This window comes from Hyunsoonleella sp. 2307UL5-6 (assembly GCF_047345485.1).
Lineage (GTDB): Bacteria > Bacteroidota > Bacteroidia > Flavobacteriales > Flavobacteriaceae > Jejuia.
The window spans coordinates 551,316-570,044 of record NZ_JBLFEN010000002.1; the positions used below are offsets into that span (position 1 = coordinate 551,316).

Annotated in this window: 15 protein-coding genes; 6 read left to right on the forward strand and 9 right to left on the reverse strand. The window is 32.9% G+C overall.

Features of this window, described 5'->3' with window-relative positions; all coding sequences use genetic code 11:
- Positions 1–240: 240 nt before the first annotated feature.
- Together ACKGJY_RS05920 and ACKGJY_RS05925 are read right to left on the reverse strand one after the other, a co-directional pair.
- Positions 241–1,203 carry an OmpA family protein gene (locus ACKGJY_RS05920; RefSeq protein WP_413972938.1) on the reverse strand — a complete coding sequence of 321 codons (963 nt, stop codon included), beginning with the start codon at positions 1,201–1,203 and terminating at the stop codon, positions 241–243.
- 30 nt (positions 1,204–1,233) lie between these two features.
- Positions 1,234–1,995 (reverse strand): exodeoxyribonuclease III, encoded by a 762-nt coding sequence (locus ACKGJY_RS05925; protein ID WP_413972939.1) that lies wholly within the window; start codon positions 1,993–1,995, stop codon positions 1,234–1,236.
- Between the two features lie 203 nt (positions 1,996–2,198).
- On the opposite strand from ACKGJY_RS05925, the gene ACKGJY_RS05930 reads away from it, so the two are divergent.
- Positions 2,199–5,621 carry a hypothetical protein gene (locus ACKGJY_RS05930; protein WP_413972940.1) on the forward strand — a complete coding sequence of 1,141 codons (3,423 nt, stop codon included), beginning with the start codon at positions 2,199–2,201 and terminating at the stop codon, positions 5,619–5,621.
- Positions 5,622–5,897: 276 nt separating this feature from the next.
- Here the strand turns inward: ACKGJY_RS05930 and ACKGJY_RS05935 are convergent, their stop codons facing one another.
- The 4 genes from ACKGJY_RS05935 to ACKGJY_RS05950 all read right to left on the reverse strand — a co-directional run bounded on the left by ACKGJY_RS05935 (position 5,898) and on the right by ACKGJY_RS05950 (position 11,351).
- The gene (locus ACKGJY_RS05935) at positions 5,898–6,638 is read right to left on the reverse strand and encodes a succinate dehydrogenase/fumarate reductase iron-sulfur subunit (RefSeq protein WP_413972941.1); all 741 of its coding nucleotides are present in this window, start codon (positions 6,636–6,638) and stop codon (positions 5,898–5,900) included.
- Between the two features lie 10 nt (positions 6,639–6,648).
- Positions 6,649–8,646 (reverse strand): fumarate reductase/succinate dehydrogenase flavoprotein subunit, encoded by a 1,998-nt coding sequence (locus tag ACKGJY_RS05940; protein ID WP_413972942.1) that lies wholly within the window; start codon positions 8,644–8,646, stop codon positions 6,649–6,651.
- Between the two features lie 11 nt (positions 8,647–8,657).
- A complete protein-coding gene (locus tag ACKGJY_RS05945) occupies positions 8,658–9,335 on the reverse strand; it encodes a succinate dehydrogenase cytochrome b subunit (protein ID WP_413973001.1) in 678 nt (225 codons plus the stop codon).
- 174 nt (positions 9,336–9,509) lie between these two features.
- Positions 9,510–11,351: a T9SS type A sorting domain-containing protein gene (locus ACKGJY_RS05950; RefSeq protein ID WP_413972943.1), complete on the reverse strand. Its 1,842-nt coding sequence runs from the start codon at positions 11,349–11,351 to the stop codon at positions 9,510–9,512.
- 103 nt (positions 11,352–11,454) lie between these two features.
- Here ACKGJY_RS05950 and ACKGJY_RS05955 point away from each other — a divergent pair, with 103 nt between their 5' ends.
- Complete coding sequence (locus ACKGJY_RS05955; RefSeq protein WP_413972944.1) at positions 11,455–12,747, forward strand: aminopeptidase P family protein; 1,293 nt, start codon at positions 11,455–11,457, stop codon at positions 12,745–12,747.
- 36 nt (positions 12,748–12,783) lie between these two features.
- On the opposite strand, the gene ACKGJY_RS05960 is transcribed toward ACKGJY_RS05955, so the two are convergent.
- The gene (locus ACKGJY_RS05960; RefSeq protein ID WP_413972945.1) at positions 12,784–14,106 is read right to left on the reverse strand and encodes an aspartate kinase; all 1,323 of its coding nucleotides are present in this window, start codon (positions 14,104–14,106) and stop codon (positions 12,784–12,786) included.
- Between the two features lie 98 nt (positions 14,107–14,204).
- On the opposite strand from ACKGJY_RS05960, the gene ACKGJY_RS05965 reads away from it, so the two are divergent.
- Positions 14,205–14,861 (forward strand): hypothetical protein, encoded by a 657-nt coding sequence (locus tag ACKGJY_RS05965; RefSeq protein ID WP_413972946.1) that lies wholly within the window; start codon positions 14,205–14,207, stop codon positions 14,859–14,861.
- On the opposite strand, the gene brnQ is transcribed toward ACKGJY_RS05965, so the two are convergent.
- On the reverse strand, positions 14,858–16,129 hold the full coding sequence (gene brnQ, locus ACKGJY_RS05970) for a branched-chain amino acid transport system II carrier protein (protein ID WP_413972947.1): 1,272 nt from the start codon (positions 16,127–16,129) through the stop codon (positions 14,858–14,860). The two genes, ACKGJY_RS05965 and brnQ, sit on opposite strands and share 4 nt — an antisense overlap.
- A gap of 35 nt (positions 16,130–16,164) precedes the next feature.
- On the opposite strand from brnQ, the gene ACKGJY_RS05975 reads away from it, so the two are divergent.
- The 3 genes from ACKGJY_RS05975 to ACKGJY_RS05985 all read left to right on the forward strand — a co-directional run bounded on the left by ACKGJY_RS05975 (position 16,165) and on the right by ACKGJY_RS05985 (position 17,606).
- Positions 16,165–16,938: an alpha/beta fold hydrolase gene (locus ACKGJY_RS05975; RefSeq protein WP_413972948.1), complete on the forward strand. Its 774-nt coding sequence runs from the start codon at positions 16,165–16,167 to the stop codon at positions 16,936–16,938.
- A 71-nt stretch (positions 16,939–17,009) separates the two neighbouring features.
- Complete coding sequence (locus ACKGJY_RS05980; RefSeq protein ID WP_413972949.1) at positions 17,010–17,279, forward strand: hypothetical protein; 270 nt, start codon at positions 17,010–17,012, stop codon at positions 17,277–17,279.
- Between the two features lie 75 nt (positions 17,280–17,354).
- A complete protein-coding gene (locus ACKGJY_RS05985) occupies positions 17,355–17,606 on the forward strand; it encodes a hypothetical protein (RefSeq protein ID WP_413972950.1) in 252 nt (83 codons plus the stop codon).
- On the opposite strand, the gene thiL is transcribed toward ACKGJY_RS05985, so the two are convergent.
- Positions 17,596–18,642, reverse strand: coding sequence for a thiamine-phosphate kinase (gene thiL / locus ACKGJY_RS05990; RefSeq protein ID WP_413972951.1), 1,047 nt, complete (start codon positions 18,640–18,642; stop codon positions 17,596–17,598). The genes ACKGJY_RS05985 and thiL overlap by 11 nt on opposite strands.
- Positions 18,643–18,729: the final 87 nt, after the last annotated feature.

Here is an 18,729-nt window from a genome sequence, read left to right on the forward strand (position 1 = left end):
AGTGCTGCACAAAGATAAAAAACCGTTAAAAGTCTTTTTAACTTTTAACGGTTTTTTATGCGTTAGGGATTGCAGCGGCATCCTTTTTAATGCTGGGTAGGTATTAAGCTGGTTTTAAAACTATAATTTAACAGATTGCCACGTTGCTAACTCCTAACAATGACGTATTAAAAAGACCTGCCTACCTGCGGTGTAGCAGGCAGGTATAGCGGAAAGCCCGACCCTTGTGGTAACGCCCTACTATTGTTCGTTCAACAAACGAGATAACTCATCTAGCTTTGGTGTAAGAATAACTTCTATGCGTCGGTTTTTTGCTTTTCCTTCTTCTGTATCGTTTGTAGCAACTGGTGCGTGTTGCCCACGACCTGCTGCAGTTAAATTTTCTGGATTTATGGCTGTATTTTCTCGTAGAATATTTACAATGGCTGTGGCGCGTTTGGTAGATAAATCCCAATTACTGGTAAGCACACCATTACCAGAATATGGTACATTATCGGTATGGCCTTCTATAAGTACCGCAATATCTGGATTTTCGGCCAATACGTTACCAAGGCTTCTTACTGCTGTTTTTCCGTCGGTGCCAACGGCCCAACTTCCGGATTGAAAAAGCAACTTATTTTCCATAGAAACATATACATTGCCACCGCGCTGCTCTACGGTTAAACCCTTGCCTTCAAAATCGGTTAATGCGCGAGAAATGGCGTTTTTTAGCTGTGTCATGGCAGCATCTTTACTAGCAATTACATTTTCTAATTCTGCAATGCGGCCAGAGCGTTCTTCTAAAGCTTGTTTTAGTTTTTGTAAGCGTTCGTTTTCTGCTGCTAAAGCCTGCTCTTTGGCTTCTAATTGCGCTAAAAGTTCTCTGTTTTTTTGAGAATTTTTAGTTATAGCAGCAGAACTATTTTTTTCTAACGCAGCATAAGAGGCTTTTAAATTATCTAAATTAGATTTAGTTGCTGCAAAGTCGCTTCTCAATTGGTCGCGTTCTGCAATGGCTTCATCGTAAGCAGCCTTTAGTTGTTTTAACTCATTTAGCGTTGCTGTTTTTTCTTTTAACAGCGATGTGTTATCCTTATTAAGTTTTCTGTTTTCTTGCTTTAAACTTGCGTATTTACTTTCTAAATCTTTATACACTTTTGGTGATACGCATGAGGTTGTAAACACTAAGGTAATGGCTATTATTAAACTTTGTTTAAGTCTCATTTGGGTTGTTTTTTATTTGATGTTATTGGTTTAATTTTCTATTTCTACTAAAATTGGGCAGTGGTCGCTATGTACTGCTTCGGTTAGTATAACGGCTCTTTTTATATTTTCTTGTAGTGGTTTGGAAACCATTGCATAATCTAACCGCCACCCTTTATTATTAGCACGTGCATTGGCGCGGTAACTCCACCAGCTATATTCTTGTCGCTCTGGATTGATGTGTCTGAATGAATCTATAAATCCACTATCTATAAACTTACCTATCCACTCTCGCTCTACAGGTAAAAAACCTGAAACTCCTTTCATTTTTGGATTGTGAATATCTATAGCTTCATGACAAATATTATAATCGCCACAAATGACCAAATTTGGAATATCTGATTTCAACGTATTAATGTACTCTTGAAACATATCCATATATTCCAATTTATGATTTAAACGCGCATCGTTAGTGCCTGAAGGCAAGTACAAACTCATTACAGAAACACCATCAAAATCGGCTCTTATATTGCGGCCTTCAAAATCCATAGATTCAATTCCGGTACCATATTCTACATGGTCAGGTTCTGTTTTACTTAAAATTGCAACACCACTATACCCTTTTTTTTGAGCACTAAACCAATAGTGATAGTTGTAGCCAGCTGCCTCAAACAAACTTACATCTAGCTGCTCTTTCATGGCTTTAATTTCTTGCAAACAAATTACATCTGGGTTTGCATTTTTTAACCAATCTATAAAGCCCTTATTTATGGCTGCACGAATGCCGTTTACGTTGTATGATATTATTTTCATTTCTATATATAACCCTCTCAAAAAAAGAAGGAATTTTTGCTAAATTTCAATATGATGTGTTTGTTTTTTAGAACCTAACACGTCTTTTAGATACATTTTAGCTAAAATAAATAATACCTTACTTTTACACTATAATTAACCAAAGGAGTTATAACGAATTCTATTAACATAATATTTTAAGCTAATTATAGTTTAAATACCTAATGAAATACGTATTACTATTTATGTTTATGTTGTTAAGTTTTGGTGGTTTTTCCCAAAACCAGAACAGCAAGTATAATACTAAAAAAGTAGCCGTTAACAATACTATTTATGTGGATAGTGTAAGTATAAACTCTAGTTGGTTTTCTATTAAAACAAAAGATAATATACGTTTAGATTCTACCTTTTATAATATTGATTTTTCTACTGCAAAACTCACGTTTAAAAAGCCTGTTGAAACAGATTCTATCATTATAAATTATCTGAAATTTCCAGAGTTTTTAACTAAAACCTATAAACAATTAGACGAAAGTATTATTGTTAAAAATAACGATGGTATAGATAAACTATATCAACTTTCTCAGCCCAAAGCCACTAGAAATTTTGTGCCGTTTGACGGTTTAACTACTTCAGGAAGTATCTCTAGAGGGGTAACTGTAGGTAACAACCAAAACTCGGTATTAAATAGTGAATTAGATTTACAAATTACTGGGAAACTAAATGACAAAGTATCGCTTAGAGCATCTATACAAGATGCTAATATTCCACTACAAGAAAGTGGTTTTAGTCAACGCTTAGATGAATTTGATCAAGTTTTTATAGAACTGTTTAGCGATCATTGGAATATTCGCGCTGGTGATATCGATTTACAAAATAATAATTCATTTTTTGGTGCATTTTCTAAACGCGTACAAGGCTTATCTATAAACGCTAATTTAGGTGGAGAAAATACACAAACTCAGGTATTTGCTGCAGGCGCTTTGGTACGTGGGCAGTTTACAACAAGCCAGTTTATTGCGCAAGAAGGTAACCAAGGGCCGTATAAATTACAAGGACAAAATGGTGAATTGTTTGTACTTATTGTCTCAGGAAGTGAAACTGTTTATGTAAATGGTATTCCCTTAAAACGTGGCGAAGACAAAGATTATATTATCGATTATAATGCAGGTGAAATCATCTTTAATACCACATTCCCTATTACTTCAGAAATGCGAATTACTGTAGATTATCAATTTAGCGATAGAAATTATTCTAGACTAGTGGCTTATGGCGGTGGAAACTTAAAGAGTGAAACACTAAATATTGGCGTTTCGGTATACTCTGAAAGTGATGCTAAAAATCAACCTTTGCAACAAAATTTATCTGAAGCTCAAACTCAAATTTTAGCTAACGCTGGAGATGACAGAACATTAATGACTGCACCTTCTGAAATTCAAGAATCTTTTAGTGAAAACCGGATTTTATATAGAAAAGATAACATTGGCGGTAATGAGATTTTTGTATTTTCTAATAATCCAGATGATGAATTATTTAGAGTCACCTTTACACTTGTTGGTCCTAATCAAGGTGATTACGTTTTGAGTAGTACCAATGCTATAAATAACATCTTTGAATATGTAGGTGAACTTCAAGGTAATTATGCGCCAATTATACAGCTTGTTGCACCTGTAAAACTACAAATAGCAGTAGTTAATGGAAATTATATTCCAAATGATAATACACAAATTGCTTTTGAATTGGCAGGAAGTAAAAATGATTTAAACTTATTTTCAGCCATAGATGATGCTAATAATGATGGTTTTGCAGGGAAATTTAAAATAAAACAACGTATTGTTAAAAATGATAGTTTGTGGAATTTGAACGCTTACATTGATACCGATTACATTCAGGATAATTTTAGAAGTATTGAAATATTATATAATGCAGAATTTAATCGCGATTGGAATTTGGAACAGCCTAGAGGCAATCAACGTGTAGGCGATTTAGGCACACAAACATTTTTAAACTCTGGCATAAATATTTCTCATTTTGAAAAAGGACGTATTAATTACCAATTTGAATACTTAAATTTTGCTTCTGGTTTTAACGGCAGTAGGCATATTGCAAATGCTAATTTATTTTTAAATAAGCTACAAATTATATCAAATACTAGTTTTTTGAATGCGGAATCTAGTATTAACACCTCTACGTTTTTGAGGTCTCATAATGTTGTAAATTATGGTATGGATAAGGGTTGGATTGGTGCAAAACTTTCAATTGAAGATAACGTACAAACCGAAGTTGCCACAGAAACCTTAACCCCATTAAGTCAGAAATTTATAGCTTACGAAGCTTTTACTGGTGTTGGTGATAGCACCAAGGTATTTGCGCAAATTGGTTATAAATACCGTGTAAATGATAGTATACGTAACAATCAATTACAAAGAGTAAATACCTCAAATACATTTTATGTTGATTCTCGTATTATTCAGAATAAAAATACAAACCTATCCTTATATGCAAATTACCGAACGTTAACTTATGAAAATGATACGATTCAAGACGAAAATTCCTTAAATTCTAGACTACAATACAATCAGAAATTGTTTAAAAACATTGTACGAAGTAATACAGTTTTTGAGACGAACTCTGGGTTTTTACCCCAGCAAGATTTTACCTATGTTGAAGTAGAAGCAGGACAAGGTACATTTACTTGGATAGATTATAATAACAACGGTATCCAAGAATTGGAGGAATTTGAGACAGCACAATTTCAAGACCAAGGAGCTTATATTCGGGTTTTGCTACCTAATCGTGTATTTATTAGAACACATCAAAATAGGTTTAGTCAAACACTTACTATAAACCCAGCACAATGGCATGTTTCTGAAGTAAAATCTAAAAAGTTATTATCTCATTTTTACAACCAAACCAGTTATTTGATTGACAGGAAAATTAGAAGAAATGGTAGTAATTTTAATTTAAACCCTTTTGAAAGTGGTGCAGAAAACCAATTAGGTTTACAACTTAATTTAAGAAATGTGTTGTTTTTTAATAGAGGAAAACAAAAGTATACCACATCATACACCTATCTCTCAAACAAATCGAGCAATACACTTTCTGTTGGTTTAATAGAAAATAATTTGATAAGTCATCAACTTAACTTTAACCATAAAATACAAGAAAGTTGGTTAATTACCTTTCTATCTGCATTAGGCTCTAATGAAAGTGCCAGTGAAAATTTTACAAGTAGAAATTTTAAGTTTGATGAAGCCTTACTAAACCAAAAGTTGTCGTATTTATTTAGTGAAAACAGCCGTTTTGATATCTTTTATCAATACACGACTAGAGACAATACAATTGGTGGATTAGAATCTTTATCGCAGCAGCGGTTTGGACTAGGGTTTAACTTTTCTAAAAATGAAAAAGGTGCGATAAACGGCGAAATAAATTACATCTCTAATGCCTTTGATGGTAGTTCCAATACACCTGTAGCATTCCAAATGTTAGAAGGTTTACAACCAGGAAATAATTTTACTTGGACCTTATTAGCTCAAAAAAAACTAACAAAATTTTTAGATTTAAATTTGAGTTATTTTGGAAGAAAAACGGAAACTAGCCGAACAATTCATACGGGGAATATTCAGTTGAAGGCGTATTTTTAGCTTTTGGCTTTTAAAAAAATTTAATCTTTGTCTGAAACCCTACTAAATGAGGAATTTATTTTGTGTAAACGCTATGCTAGCAGACAAGACCGCGTTAAGGATTGCAGTGGAAAGCCCACAGCGAGGCACGAGCGAGGACTTGAAACGAAAAGCCTGACCCGACCTAAGTCGGGTAACGCCCAAATAATTAAATTTAAATATCGTAATATTGCAATATCACAATATTTAATACGTTTAAAAAAGCCAGAGCTTTTATACCCTAGCCTTTTATATGTTTTAAACTGAAGCTTTCATTAGTTCTCTATTCATTCTCGCGATGTTATCTAAAGAAATGCCTTTAGGGCATTCTACCTCGCAAGCTCCAGTATTGGTACAGTTTCCAAAACCTTCTAAATCCATTTGGGCTACCATGTTTTTTACACGATCTGCAGCTTCTACTTGTCCTTGTGGTAATAAAGCATATTGAGACACTTTGGCACCAACAAATAGCATTGCACTTGAGTTTTTACAAGTGGCTACACAAGCACCACAACCGATACATGTTGCTGCATCCATAGCTTCATCTGCAGCATGCTTAGAAATAGGAATTGCGTTTGCATCTTGTGTGTTTCCTGATGTATTTACAGAAATATAACCACCAGCATGTTGTATACGATCAAAAGCACTTCTGTCTACAGCCAAATCTTTTACTATTGGAAATGCTGCTGCTCGCCAAGGTTCTATAGTAATAGTGTCGCCATCATTAAACATACGCATGTGCAATTGGCAAGTAGTAATACCTCTATCTGGGCCATGAGCTTCTCCGTTTATATACATAGAGCACATGCCACAGATACCCTCGCGACAATCGTGATCGAATGCTACAGGATCTTCACCTTTAGTTATTAATTCTTCATTCAAAACATCCATCATCTCTAAAAAGGACATGTGTTCTGAAATTTCAGTTACGTTATAATCGACCATCTGACCCTTGGTATTTGAGTCTTTTTGTCTCCAAATTTTAAGTGTTAAATTCATAGCGTCTTTTTTATTTGTAACTTCTTTCTTTTACTTCTATATTCTCGTATGCCAATGCTTCTTTATGTAAGACTGCATCTTTAGGCTCTCCTTTATATTCCCAAGCCGATACAAATTGAAATTCTTTTATTCGTTTTGCTTCACCTTCTGGAGTTTGGTGTTCTTCTCTAAAGTGCCCTCCAGCAGATTCTTCTCTTACCAAGGCATCTTTAGCAAACAATTCACCTAGCTCTAAAAAGTCCGCTACACGTCCTGCTTTTGCAAGTTGCTCATTAAATTCATTAGCCTCTCCAGGTACAGAAACCTCTTTCCAAAACTCTGCTCTTAACTCTGATATTTCTTTAATAGCTTGTTTTAAGCCTTCTTCGTTTCTAGACATTCCACATTTATCCCACATAATTTTACCTAGTTTTTTATGGAAATAATCAACAGATTTAGATCCTTTGTTGTTTACAAAGAAGTCTATGCGTTCTGTCACTGCCTTTTCAGCATCTTCAAATTCTTTAGTATCTGTTGAAATTTTACCAGTTCGAATATCATCTGAAAGATAATCTCCAATAGTATAAGGCAACACGAAATAACCATCGGCTAAACCTTGCATTAAAGCAGATGCACCAAGCCTGTTAGCACCATGGTCAGAAAAATTAGCTTCACCAATAGCATAACATCCAGGAATAGTAGTCATTAAATTATAATCTACCCAAACGCCTCCCATAGTATAATGTACAGCTGGATAAATCATCATTGGTGTTTCATAAGGGTTTTCATCTACGATTTTCTCATACATTTGAAATAGGTTACCATATTTAGCTTTTACAATAGCTTGACCTAATTCAATTATTTTTTCTTTTGAAGGATTTACTAAATTTTGAATTTTAGCTTGTTCTTCACCATAACGCTCAAACGAAGCAGCAAAATCTAAATACACAGCTTCTCCTGTTGCATTAACACCATAACCTTCATCACATCTTTCTTTTGCAGCTCTTGATGCCACATCACGAGGTACTAAATTTCCAAATGCAGGATAGCGACGTTCTAAATAATAATCTCTTTCATCTTCAGATAAATCTGTTGGCCGCTTCTTACCTTCTCTAATAGCTTTTGCATCTTCTAACTTTGCTGGCACCCATATACGTCCGTCATTTCTTAAAGACTCAGACATCAATGTTAATTTAGACTGATAATCTCCAGAACGCGGGATACACGTTGGGTGAATTTGGGTGTAACAAGGGTTTGCGAAATACGCACCCTTTTTATGAATTTTCCACGCCGCAGTAACATTACTACCCATGGCATTTGTTGATAAGAAATATACATTACCATAACCACCTGAGCCTACTACAACGGCATGCGCTGAATGGCGCTCAATTTCACCTGTAACTAAGTTTCGTGCAATAATACCTCTAGCTTTACCATCTACAACAACAACATCTAGCATTTCGTGACGGTTAAACATCTCAATTTTACCACGAGCTATTTGACGATTCATTGCTGAATACGCCCCTAATAATAATTGTTGCCCTGTTTGTCCTTTCGCATAAAATGTTCTAGATACTAAAACACCTCCAAACGAACGATTATCTAATAAACCACCATAATCTCTAGCAAAAGGCACACCTTGAGCCACACATTGATCAATAATATTTGTAGACACCTCAGCTAAACGATATACGTTAGCTTCTCGCGAACGGTAATCGCCACCTTTTACGGTATCGTAAAACAATCGATATGTTGAGTCACCATCACCTTGATAGTTTTTTGCTGCATTAATACCACCTTGTGCTGCAATAGAATGCGCACGACGTGGTGAATCTTGGTAAGCAAATGCTTTTACATTATATCCTAATTCTGCCAACGTAGCAGCTGCAGAACCACCTGCTAAACCTGTACCAACTACAATAACATCTATGTGACGTTTATTAGCAGGATTAACTAGGTTAATTTTATTTTTATAATCTGTCCACTTATCTTTTAATGCACCTTCTGGTACTTTTGAATCTAAAGCCATACTATTTAAGATTAATGGTTATGTGTTAAATGATGAAAAAGCGCAATTGCAACAAAACCTAAAGGGATTAGAATTGAATATGCTTTACCTATATTTTGTAATATTTTTTTACGTCCTGCTGTTGAACCTACAGATTGAAACGCAGATGTAAAACCATGTGCTAGGTGCAACCCTAATAAGATAAATGAGATAACATAAGCTGCTACTCTAATAGGATTATGAAATTTCTCAACAAGTTCATGATAATATCTAAACTCACCGTTATGCAAACCAGACATATCTCCAACAATGTATTTTGTATTTATTTCTGGGAACCAGAAATCTATAAAATGTAATACTATAAATGCTAAAACTACTAAGCCACTATATATCATGTTTCTGCTAAACCAAGTTGAATTAGCAGCACCATTATTTTTTACATAAGAACCACCATTGGCTTTTTTGTTCTTCAATTCTAAAATGAATCCCATAATAAAATGAAAAACTACAGCAAAAATAAGTACTGGTTGTAATGCAAATTGTACAACTGGATTTGTACCCATAAAATGAGACACCTCGTTGAAAGTATCTGGACTAAATACAGATAATAAATTAATTGCTAAATGTTGTAGTAAAAAAAACATTAAGAAGAATGCAGAAAGCGCCATGGCTACTTTTCTTCCAATCGAAGATTTAAAAAATCCGCCCATTTGTGTGTATAAATTTATATAAACAAAGGTAGCTAAGGTAGCAGTATTAGACAAATAACAGCGGTTTTGTTTTATTATTTAGAATGATTTTTAATAAAACCCTTATGGCGAAAAAAAGAAAAGGCATTCTAAAATTTTAGAATGCCTTTTCTTTTTATTTATTTGAAAGCTTATTTATTCTATTACAAGTTTTCTTGTAACAGAAGCATCATCCGATGCTATTTTTATAAAGTAAACACCACTTGATACAGTCTCAAGATTTATGATTTTTAGTTTTGACCCATTAGAAATATCAAATTCAATAATTTGACGTCCGCTTACATCATAAAGCGTAGCGCTTTTTAGATCAAGATGGGATGAATTCTTTATAGATAATTTATTAGTTGCAGGGTTAGGATAAATACTTAGGCTATTATCCAGAATTGAATCTCCTATACTTAAAGTACAAGCTGCATCAACCATGATAGACTCGCCACAAACACTTGATCCTGTACTTCTATCTTGTATATCATTTGCTGCAGTACTATTATTTGCACTTATAGCCCTTTGCCTTTCACCGTTGGAAAACGCAAAGTGCATAACATCTTCAGCATCATCACCAACGGCGTTATTGTTTGGATCAATAATATGACCTAATTGGTGTCCGTGACCTAATTCGTGTAAAGCTATACTTTCAAAATCAAACTGACTAAAAGGAGGAGACCCAACCCCTGTATGCCAATTTGCATTATCATTAAAAACAAGATCTAATTCTGACACAAACCATTCTATAGTTCCTCCACCAGCGAAACACCCACCAAACCAAGAGTAACATATCCCTAGTGTATTTGCATTTAATTCATTTCCATTATCAAATCTAATCACATTGGTACCATCGGTTCCACTTCCTGCTGTATCTATTGTAGTTGCTGTAGCTGCTACTTCCCAATTAATACCTGTTTCACATACCCATTTATCAAAAGATCTCATAAATGCTGCTTTTGCACCAGGAAATTCTGTGTCATTAAAAAAATCGGTTTGCATTCTCCAAGTCATACCGCCACTAGAGTTTTGCCCAACGTGTTGTACTTGATACGCTGTAAGAGGAATTGGATCATTGCCATCAGGATCTGTCTCAACGTTGATCTCTGCATATAAAACTGTTAACGTTTCAGAAAGTGGAGAAACATCTCCATTTGCATCTTGAACCCTTATAGTTCCAGTTCCAGCTCCTGAAGGTACCTCAACCTCTATTTGAGTATCAGACCAACTTATAATTTGAGAATCTAAAGCGTTAATAAAAGATGATCCTCCATTATCGGCATCTCTAAAACTTACTGTACCAGGGGCTGTACCAAAATCTGTTCCCGTAATAGTTAGCAAATCTCCAGTTCCTGCTGTAACAGTTGTTTTATTAAGGGCTAATGCACTAGGCGGCAAAAACAGCTTACCATTATCACTTTTTCTTGATTTTTTTTCAGTATTAAATACTTTTATCTCTACATAATTTGAATTTGAATATCTCTGGATTTCATTATAAAAATTACTAGAAATATTTTGCTTTTTTACAAATGGTGTAACAGCTAAATCTTCAACTAAATTATACTTAAAAAAACCTTGAGTTATACCATGAGGTTTAAATTTTTTATGTTTTGAACTCACTGTTTTGGAAAAAGAAGTAGCATTGTTTTCTAAAATAAAAACACCAATATCACCTTTTCGTAATTTTAAACTAGGATACGCTACTAGTGCTTGCATACCTACGGTTCCACCAATTGTAATAACTTCAACGGTAGAAACAGGGCTGCCTTTAAAAACTTTATAAACTTCTATAGTATTAATTGTATAAATAAGCTCATGTTTATCGTCCCAAGTCGATTTTTTTTCAACAACTTTACCCTCTACAACTAAATTAGAGTTTTTAATTTGAGTCTCTAAAGGTATTTTTTTAATAAGCACTTGTGCTGACAAACCTAAATTTAGAATAAAACACAATACTAAAGTGAATTTTAAGCTTGTAATAGAAATATTTCTCATTTTATTTGAAGGTTAAATATTTGATAATTATGATTAGGGAACGGTCAAATATAGCAAATAATAACATACTTTTACGTCATGCTTCAATTAAATTATCGATAAAATGAAATATAATCCGATAAAAAGTGATTTATTTGTAGGAAATAGGCTTAAATTTGCTTCAAACATGATGCCGAATAGTCTAGCTGTTTTTAATTCAAACGACATTTACCCCATAAGCGCTGATAGCACTTTACCTTTTGAACAACATCGTGATATTTTTTATTTAAGCGGAGTAGATCAAGAAGAAAGTATTTTAGTTATTTTCCCTGATTGCCCAATTGAGAAACATCGTGAAATTCTTTTTTTAAAAGAAACTAACGCCCATATAGCTATTTGGGAAGGTGAAAAACTAACCAAAGAAAAAGCTTTTGAAATTAGCGGTATTAAAACAGTTTACTGGCTTACAGACTTAGAAAAGGTGATGTTTGAGATTATGACGCAATGTGATATTGTATATATAAATACCAACGAGCATTACAGAGCAAATGTTGAAGTAGAAACACGAGAAGATCGTTTTACCAAATGGCTTAAAAACAAATACCCAGCGCATGCTGTTGCAAAAAGTAATCCTATTTTACAACGATTACGCTCAGTTAAAGAGCTTACTGAGATTGATTTAATACAAAAAGCTTGTGATATTACTGAAAAAGGATTTAAGCGTGTTTTAAACTTTGTGAAACCCGGTGTTACAGAATATGAAATTGAAGCGGAGTACATACATGAATTTATAAAAAATCGTTCTAAAGGATTTGCGTATACGCCAATTATAGCATCAGGTAAGAATGCTAATGTTTTACATTATATTGAGAATAATCAGAGGTGCGACGCTGGAGAATTAATTTTAATGGATGTTGGTGCTGAATATGCAAACTACGCTAGTGATATGACTCGAACTATTCCTGTTTCTGGGCGTTTTTCTGAAAGACAAAAAGCTGTTTATAATGCAGTTTTGCATGTGAAAAATGAGGCTACAAAAATGTTAGTTCCAGGAACGCTATGGGCAGAATATCATATTGAAGTTGGTAAGATAATGACGTCTCAGCTTTTAAATTTAGGACTACTGGATAAGGCAGATATACAAAATGAAAACCCCGACTGGCCAGCTTACAAAAAATACTTTATGCATGGCACAAGTCATCACATGGGATTAGATACCCACGATTATGGTATTTTAACTGAGCCCATGCAACCAAACATGGTATTTACGGTTGAGCCTGGAATTTATATCCCAAATGAAGGTTTTGGTATTCGTTTAGAAGATGATATTGTTATTCAAAAAACAGGAGCGCCAATAAATCTCATGAAAAATATTCCAATAGAGGTTGATCATATTGAGAGTTTAATGCATAATTAAAAAATAAATTATCCTTTTTAAACAAAACTAATTTTGTTATAAACTTACCAATTCAAATAAATAATTGTTTAATTTTTGAAGTGTTGGTATTTTATTTTTGGTGTCAACTAGCAATGAGATATTATTATTACTACCACCATAAGATATCATTCTCACCTTCACATCTTTTAGAATTTTAAATAATCTATATGTACCTTCATGATTAACAATGGAATGCCCTACTAAACATATAATGCTTTGATTTTTATCCACCTCTATGCTAGCAAAAGTTTTTAGTTCAGATATTATTTTATCTAAACTACTATCATCATCAATGGTTAATGACACTGCTACCTCAGAGGTAGTAATCATATCAATTGATGTTTTATACGTCTCAAAAATCTCAAATACTTTCTTTAGAAAGCCATGAGCTTGAAGCATTCTACCCGATTTAATTTTAATAGCTGTAATATTATCTTTTGCAGCGATTGCTTTTATACCAGTTTCAAAATGACTGCTTGTTATAGATGTGCCTTTCGCTTGTGGATCCATTGTGTTTTTTAACCTTACAGGAATACCATCTTCTCTAACTGGCAACACTGTTTGAGGGTGTAAAATTTTAGCACCAAAGTATGCTAACTCCGCAGCTTCGTCAAACGATAAATCTGAAATTGGTTTAGTACCTTCTACAAATCTTGGGTCGTTATTATGCATCCCATCAATGTCTGTCCAAATCTGCACTTCTTCAGCTTTTATAGCTGCTCCAATAATAGTGGCAGTATAATCACTACCACCACGTTGTAAGTTGGATACCTTATCAGTATCATCTAAACAAATAAAACCTTGTGTTATATATATTTGTGCGGTATCAACTGCATTTAAAATACTATTTATGTTTTTAGTTATATACGCAAACGAAGGCTCTTTGTTTTTGTCTATACGCATAAAATCTAATGCAGGCAATACTACTGAACTTATGCCTTGCTCTTTTAAATACGCATTAAACATAAATGTAGACATAAGCTCGCCTTGAGCTAAAATCTCATTTTCTAAAACTTGCGAAAATAATTTATCAGTGCATTCAATTAAGAAATTAAAACGTTTAGATATGTAGTTTTTTGTACTAGTATTTAATCTCTCATTTTGCAAAAGTTTATCTATAACTACAGTATATTTTTGACTCAGATCATTAATAATCTCTAATGCTTTTTTTGGATGAGACGCTTTTATATTATTAGCAATTTCAACTAAATTATTGGTGGTGCCAGACATCGCAGAAAGCACCACAATCTTACTTTCACCATCATTAATTATCTCCTTCACATTCGCCATATTTTCTACTGATCCAACCGATGTTCCTCCAAATTTTAATACTTTCATTTTTACAATTTTGAATTGCAAAAGTAGAACACATCTATAAATAGGGCATATTTATTTAAAAAAAAGTTTATTTTTGCACAAATTGTTAAATAATTAACATGAAGACTGTATCTAACTGTGTAGAAGATATTCTTATTACTCAACCTTACTTAGAAGAGGCATTAACTAGACAAATTATTAATTACAGTGCACTTGCTGTAGAACTTACAGAACCCATTAGCAAAATGTTAAAAAAAGAGGTAAAACCTGGAGCAATAATGATGGCATTACGCCGTTACAATCCTCCACCAGCTTTAGGTAACACTTTAAAAATGAAACGTGTTATTCAAAACCTTGGAGATATTACGGTACGCTCTAATTTAACAGATTTTACAGTAAAAAATTCTACCACGCTTATAGATAATCACGCTAAAATACTTGAGCGAATAAACCAAGAAGACAAACTGTTTTATACATTTACCAGAGGTATCCATGAAAGTAATATTATAGTGTCTAGCAGCTTAAATGATTTTGTAAAGGAACATTTAAAGCAAGAATATTTTATTGCTATCCAAGAACAACTCTCGGCTATTAGTATTAATTTACCTCAAGATAACTCTAAAATCGCAGGTTTATATTACCATTTTTTTAAACGATTAGCCTGGGAAGGTGTAGTATTATACGAAGTATTATCTACCACAAATGAATTTACCATATTAGTAGAAGATGAATTTGTTGACAAGGCATTTTCTGCGATCAAAAAAGTGAAATCTTAGCTTAATTTTTCATACACATTAGTGACTATAAATGAAATAGTTGCTGGTAATAACCATCCTAAATTTTCATTAGCTAATGGAATTTTGGATGTAATCCCAATTATTTTTTCTGTAGAAATTACAAACCCTAAAACATCGGGAATACTAAAAATAAAGGCTACAAATACGACCCATTTAAACACTAAAGGTGAAGCAAATTTATCTGGAAGTACGTTTAATAAAATTAATACAATACACAAAGGGTAAATAAACATAAGTGCCGGAAGTGCAATATCTATGATATATTTAACATCCATTTGCCCCATTACCACACCTACTAAACAGCATACTACAGCTGTTACTGTGTAAGTATAATTATTTTTGTTAAAATATGTTTTAAAAAAATCTGCTACACTTACTATGATTGCTACTGCTGTTGTAAAACATGCTAAAGCTACCAAAACACTTAAAGATATAGCGCCAAAATTACCTAATGTTTTTGTAGCCAGACCAGACAAAACTTCTATTCTAGAAACACTTGAATCGAATTCTGAATTATAAAAGGCCCCGACGGATATTAATCCGACATAAATAACACACAAACCTGCCATTGCAATTAATCCAGATTTTATAATCATCTTCTTTTTTTCATCAAAAGACATCACGCTACTAGAACGGTTTAACGATACTAGTACAACACCTCCCATAATAACGCCAGCCATAGCATCGTATGTTTGATACCCCTCTAACAACCCACTTATTACTGGGTATTTATAGCTTGAAGGGCTTATTTCAGTAACGGGATAAGCAATCCCTAAACCTATAATTGTTAATAGTAAGAAAACAATAATTGGAGTTAAATATTTGCCTATTATTGTTAAAACACTAGATCTGTTAATAACAAAAAGAAACACCAATAAAAAATAAATAATACTGGTTGATAACGCGCTAGTACCAAAAAAGGGAGCTATTGCAATTTCATGAGCTACTGCTGCTGTTCTAGGACAAGGTAAAGCTATAGTAATAAGCAACATACAAAAAAAAAATACAGTACTAAAAAGTGGAGATACTTTTTTTCCAAAATCAAACATAGAGCCTTGTAATTTAGCATGAGCCAAAATAGCTAATAGAGGAATTATTGAAGTAGAAATCAAAAACCCTATAGCTACTAACCACCAATCAGGTCCTGCATTAAAACCTAAAAAAGGAGGTAAAATTAAGTTTCCTGCACCAAAAAAACCAGCAAATAAAGCAAACCCAAATACAAGTGTTTTCTTAGTGTTATTCATACTTTGATTTTATATTTGCCTAAGATAAATTAATTATGGTTTTAGAGCACAAGGGCATCCCTGTTTTTTACACAGACACTGGAAATGGAGTTGCAGTAGTATTACTTCATGGTTTTTTAGAAAATAGTAGTATTTGGAGTGTATTTATCCCGACGATATCACAAAAAAATAGAGTGATTTGTATAGATTTATTAGGACACGGCAAAACAGGTTGCCTAGGCTACATTAACACTATGGATAAAATGGCAGATGCTGTATATACAGTTTTAGACCATCTTAAAATTAAAAAATTCTATGTTTTAGGTCACTCAATGGGTGGTTATGTAGCTTTAGCTTTGGCAAAAAAACACCAAAACAACATTGAGGGTTTATGTTTGATAAACTCTACAGCAAGAGCTGATACAACGGAAAAAAAGCTAAATAGAGATAGAGCTATCAAAGCGGTTAAAGAAAATCACAAGACATTTATTAAAATAGCAATTACAAATTTATTTAATTCTGAAAATCATAGCGTTTTTTCAGAAGAAATCAAGGCAATAAAGCAAGAAGCTTTAAAAACTCCACTGCAAGGAATAATTGCAGCATTGGAAGGTATGAAAATCAGGAAAAATAATACTTCTTATTTTAGAAATTATACATTTAAAAAAATGATTATTTTAGGAAAAGAAGACCCTGTTTTAGATTATAATACAGTAGTAAATGAAACTTATAATACTAATATTGAAATTGTACTATTTCCTGATGGACATATGAGCTACATAGAAAATAAGGAAGAATTACTACACAAAATAATGTATTTTATCGAATAATTTAACTTTACAACGGTTTTTTTCTATTATTTACTATTTTAGAGTCCCAAATCTAACTTAAAAGTTAACCTATGTCAAACAAAGCTCATTACACTAATGCCTTTATTCCCAAAATGTATTGCAATATTTTTGGTCATAACTATCAAATTACTAAAAGAGTAACTCGCCATGTAAAAGAGTATACATGCTCTCATTGTAAAAAACAATTAACTACAAGTAGTAACGGAGAATTAGTTGAACTAACTCCAAAATTTAAGGAGATTAATTCAATTTTAGCACGTATTCACCAAACAAGAATGAATCGTTCAAAGAAAAAAACCATCGCTTCGTCGATTTATTAACATTTTGAGAACATTTTTAACTCGTTTTTAATACTTTCACAATCCCTTCTTTTAAAACTATTAATATGCGAATAAATGAAACACATACATTGTAAAGTATTTGGACACAACTATAAAGTGTCGCGTAATGTAACTTATCATGTTAAAGAATACACATGTTGTAATTGCAAAAAAGAACTTACCACAAATAGTAAAGGGAACTTAATAGAGCTTACACCTAAGTTTAAAGAAATTAATGACGTTTTAGAACGCATACACCTAAAAAAGAATAGAATTAGACTAAAAACACCGCAACCTACAAAAGGCTTATTAGTTTTTACGCACTAAAGTTCTTCCAACCTTGTGCTTTCAATTCAATTTTAGTATTAGCTCTAGTAACTAAATGTGTACCTGAAGATGCATCAGTAATATGGCCTATTATTGATAAATTAGGATTAGCTTTTATTTTAGAAAAGTCTTCTTGAGCTATAGTAAATAATAATTCATAATCTTCTCCTCCATTTAAAGCAACAGTTGTACTATCTATATTAAACTCTTCACAGGTAGAAATTACTTGAGGATCTAATGGTATTTTATTTTCATAAACATCACACCCTACTTTACTACTCGTACAAATATGTAATATTTCAGATGAAAGCCCATCACTAACATCTATCATCGCAGTTGGTTTTACATTTAAATCTTTCAATAATTTAATAATATCTTTACGGGCTTCTGGCTTTAATTGACGCTCAACAATGTATGTATAAGGCTCCAAATCTGGTTGATTATTAGGATTAACTTTATAAACTTCTTTTTCACGCTCTAAAATTTGTAATCCCATGTAGGCGCCTCCCAAATCGCCAGAAACTACCAATAAATCATTAGGTTTTGCTCCATCTCTATACACAATATCATTTTTAGCTACTTCACCTATTGCAGTAATAGAAATTAATAATCCTGTGGTAGACGATGTAGTATCTCCACCTATTACATCAATATTATACAAACTTGCTGCAGTCTCAATTCCTGCATATAGTTCCTCTAAAGCTTCTAATGGAAACCTATTAGACACTGCTATAGAAATCGTAATTTGTGAAGCTTTTGCATTCATAGCATATACATCAGATAAATTTACCATAACTGCTTTATAACCTAAATGCTTTAATGGCACGTAACTCAAATCGAAATGTACACCTTCAACCAACAAATCTGTAGTGACCACTATTTGTTTATTTTTAAAACTCAAAACCGCAGCATCATCACCAATACCTTTAATTGTAGATGTATTAGTAATTTTAAAATGCTTGGTTAAATGCGCTATCAAAGCAAATTCACCTAAATTGTTTAAATCGGTTCGCGATTGATTTTTATCTTTTATCATACTGCAAAAATAAGAAGGCTTTTTAATTAAATTAATCAATTAATCCATTTAATTTTAATACGTTAAATTTGTTGGGCTTTGAATAAA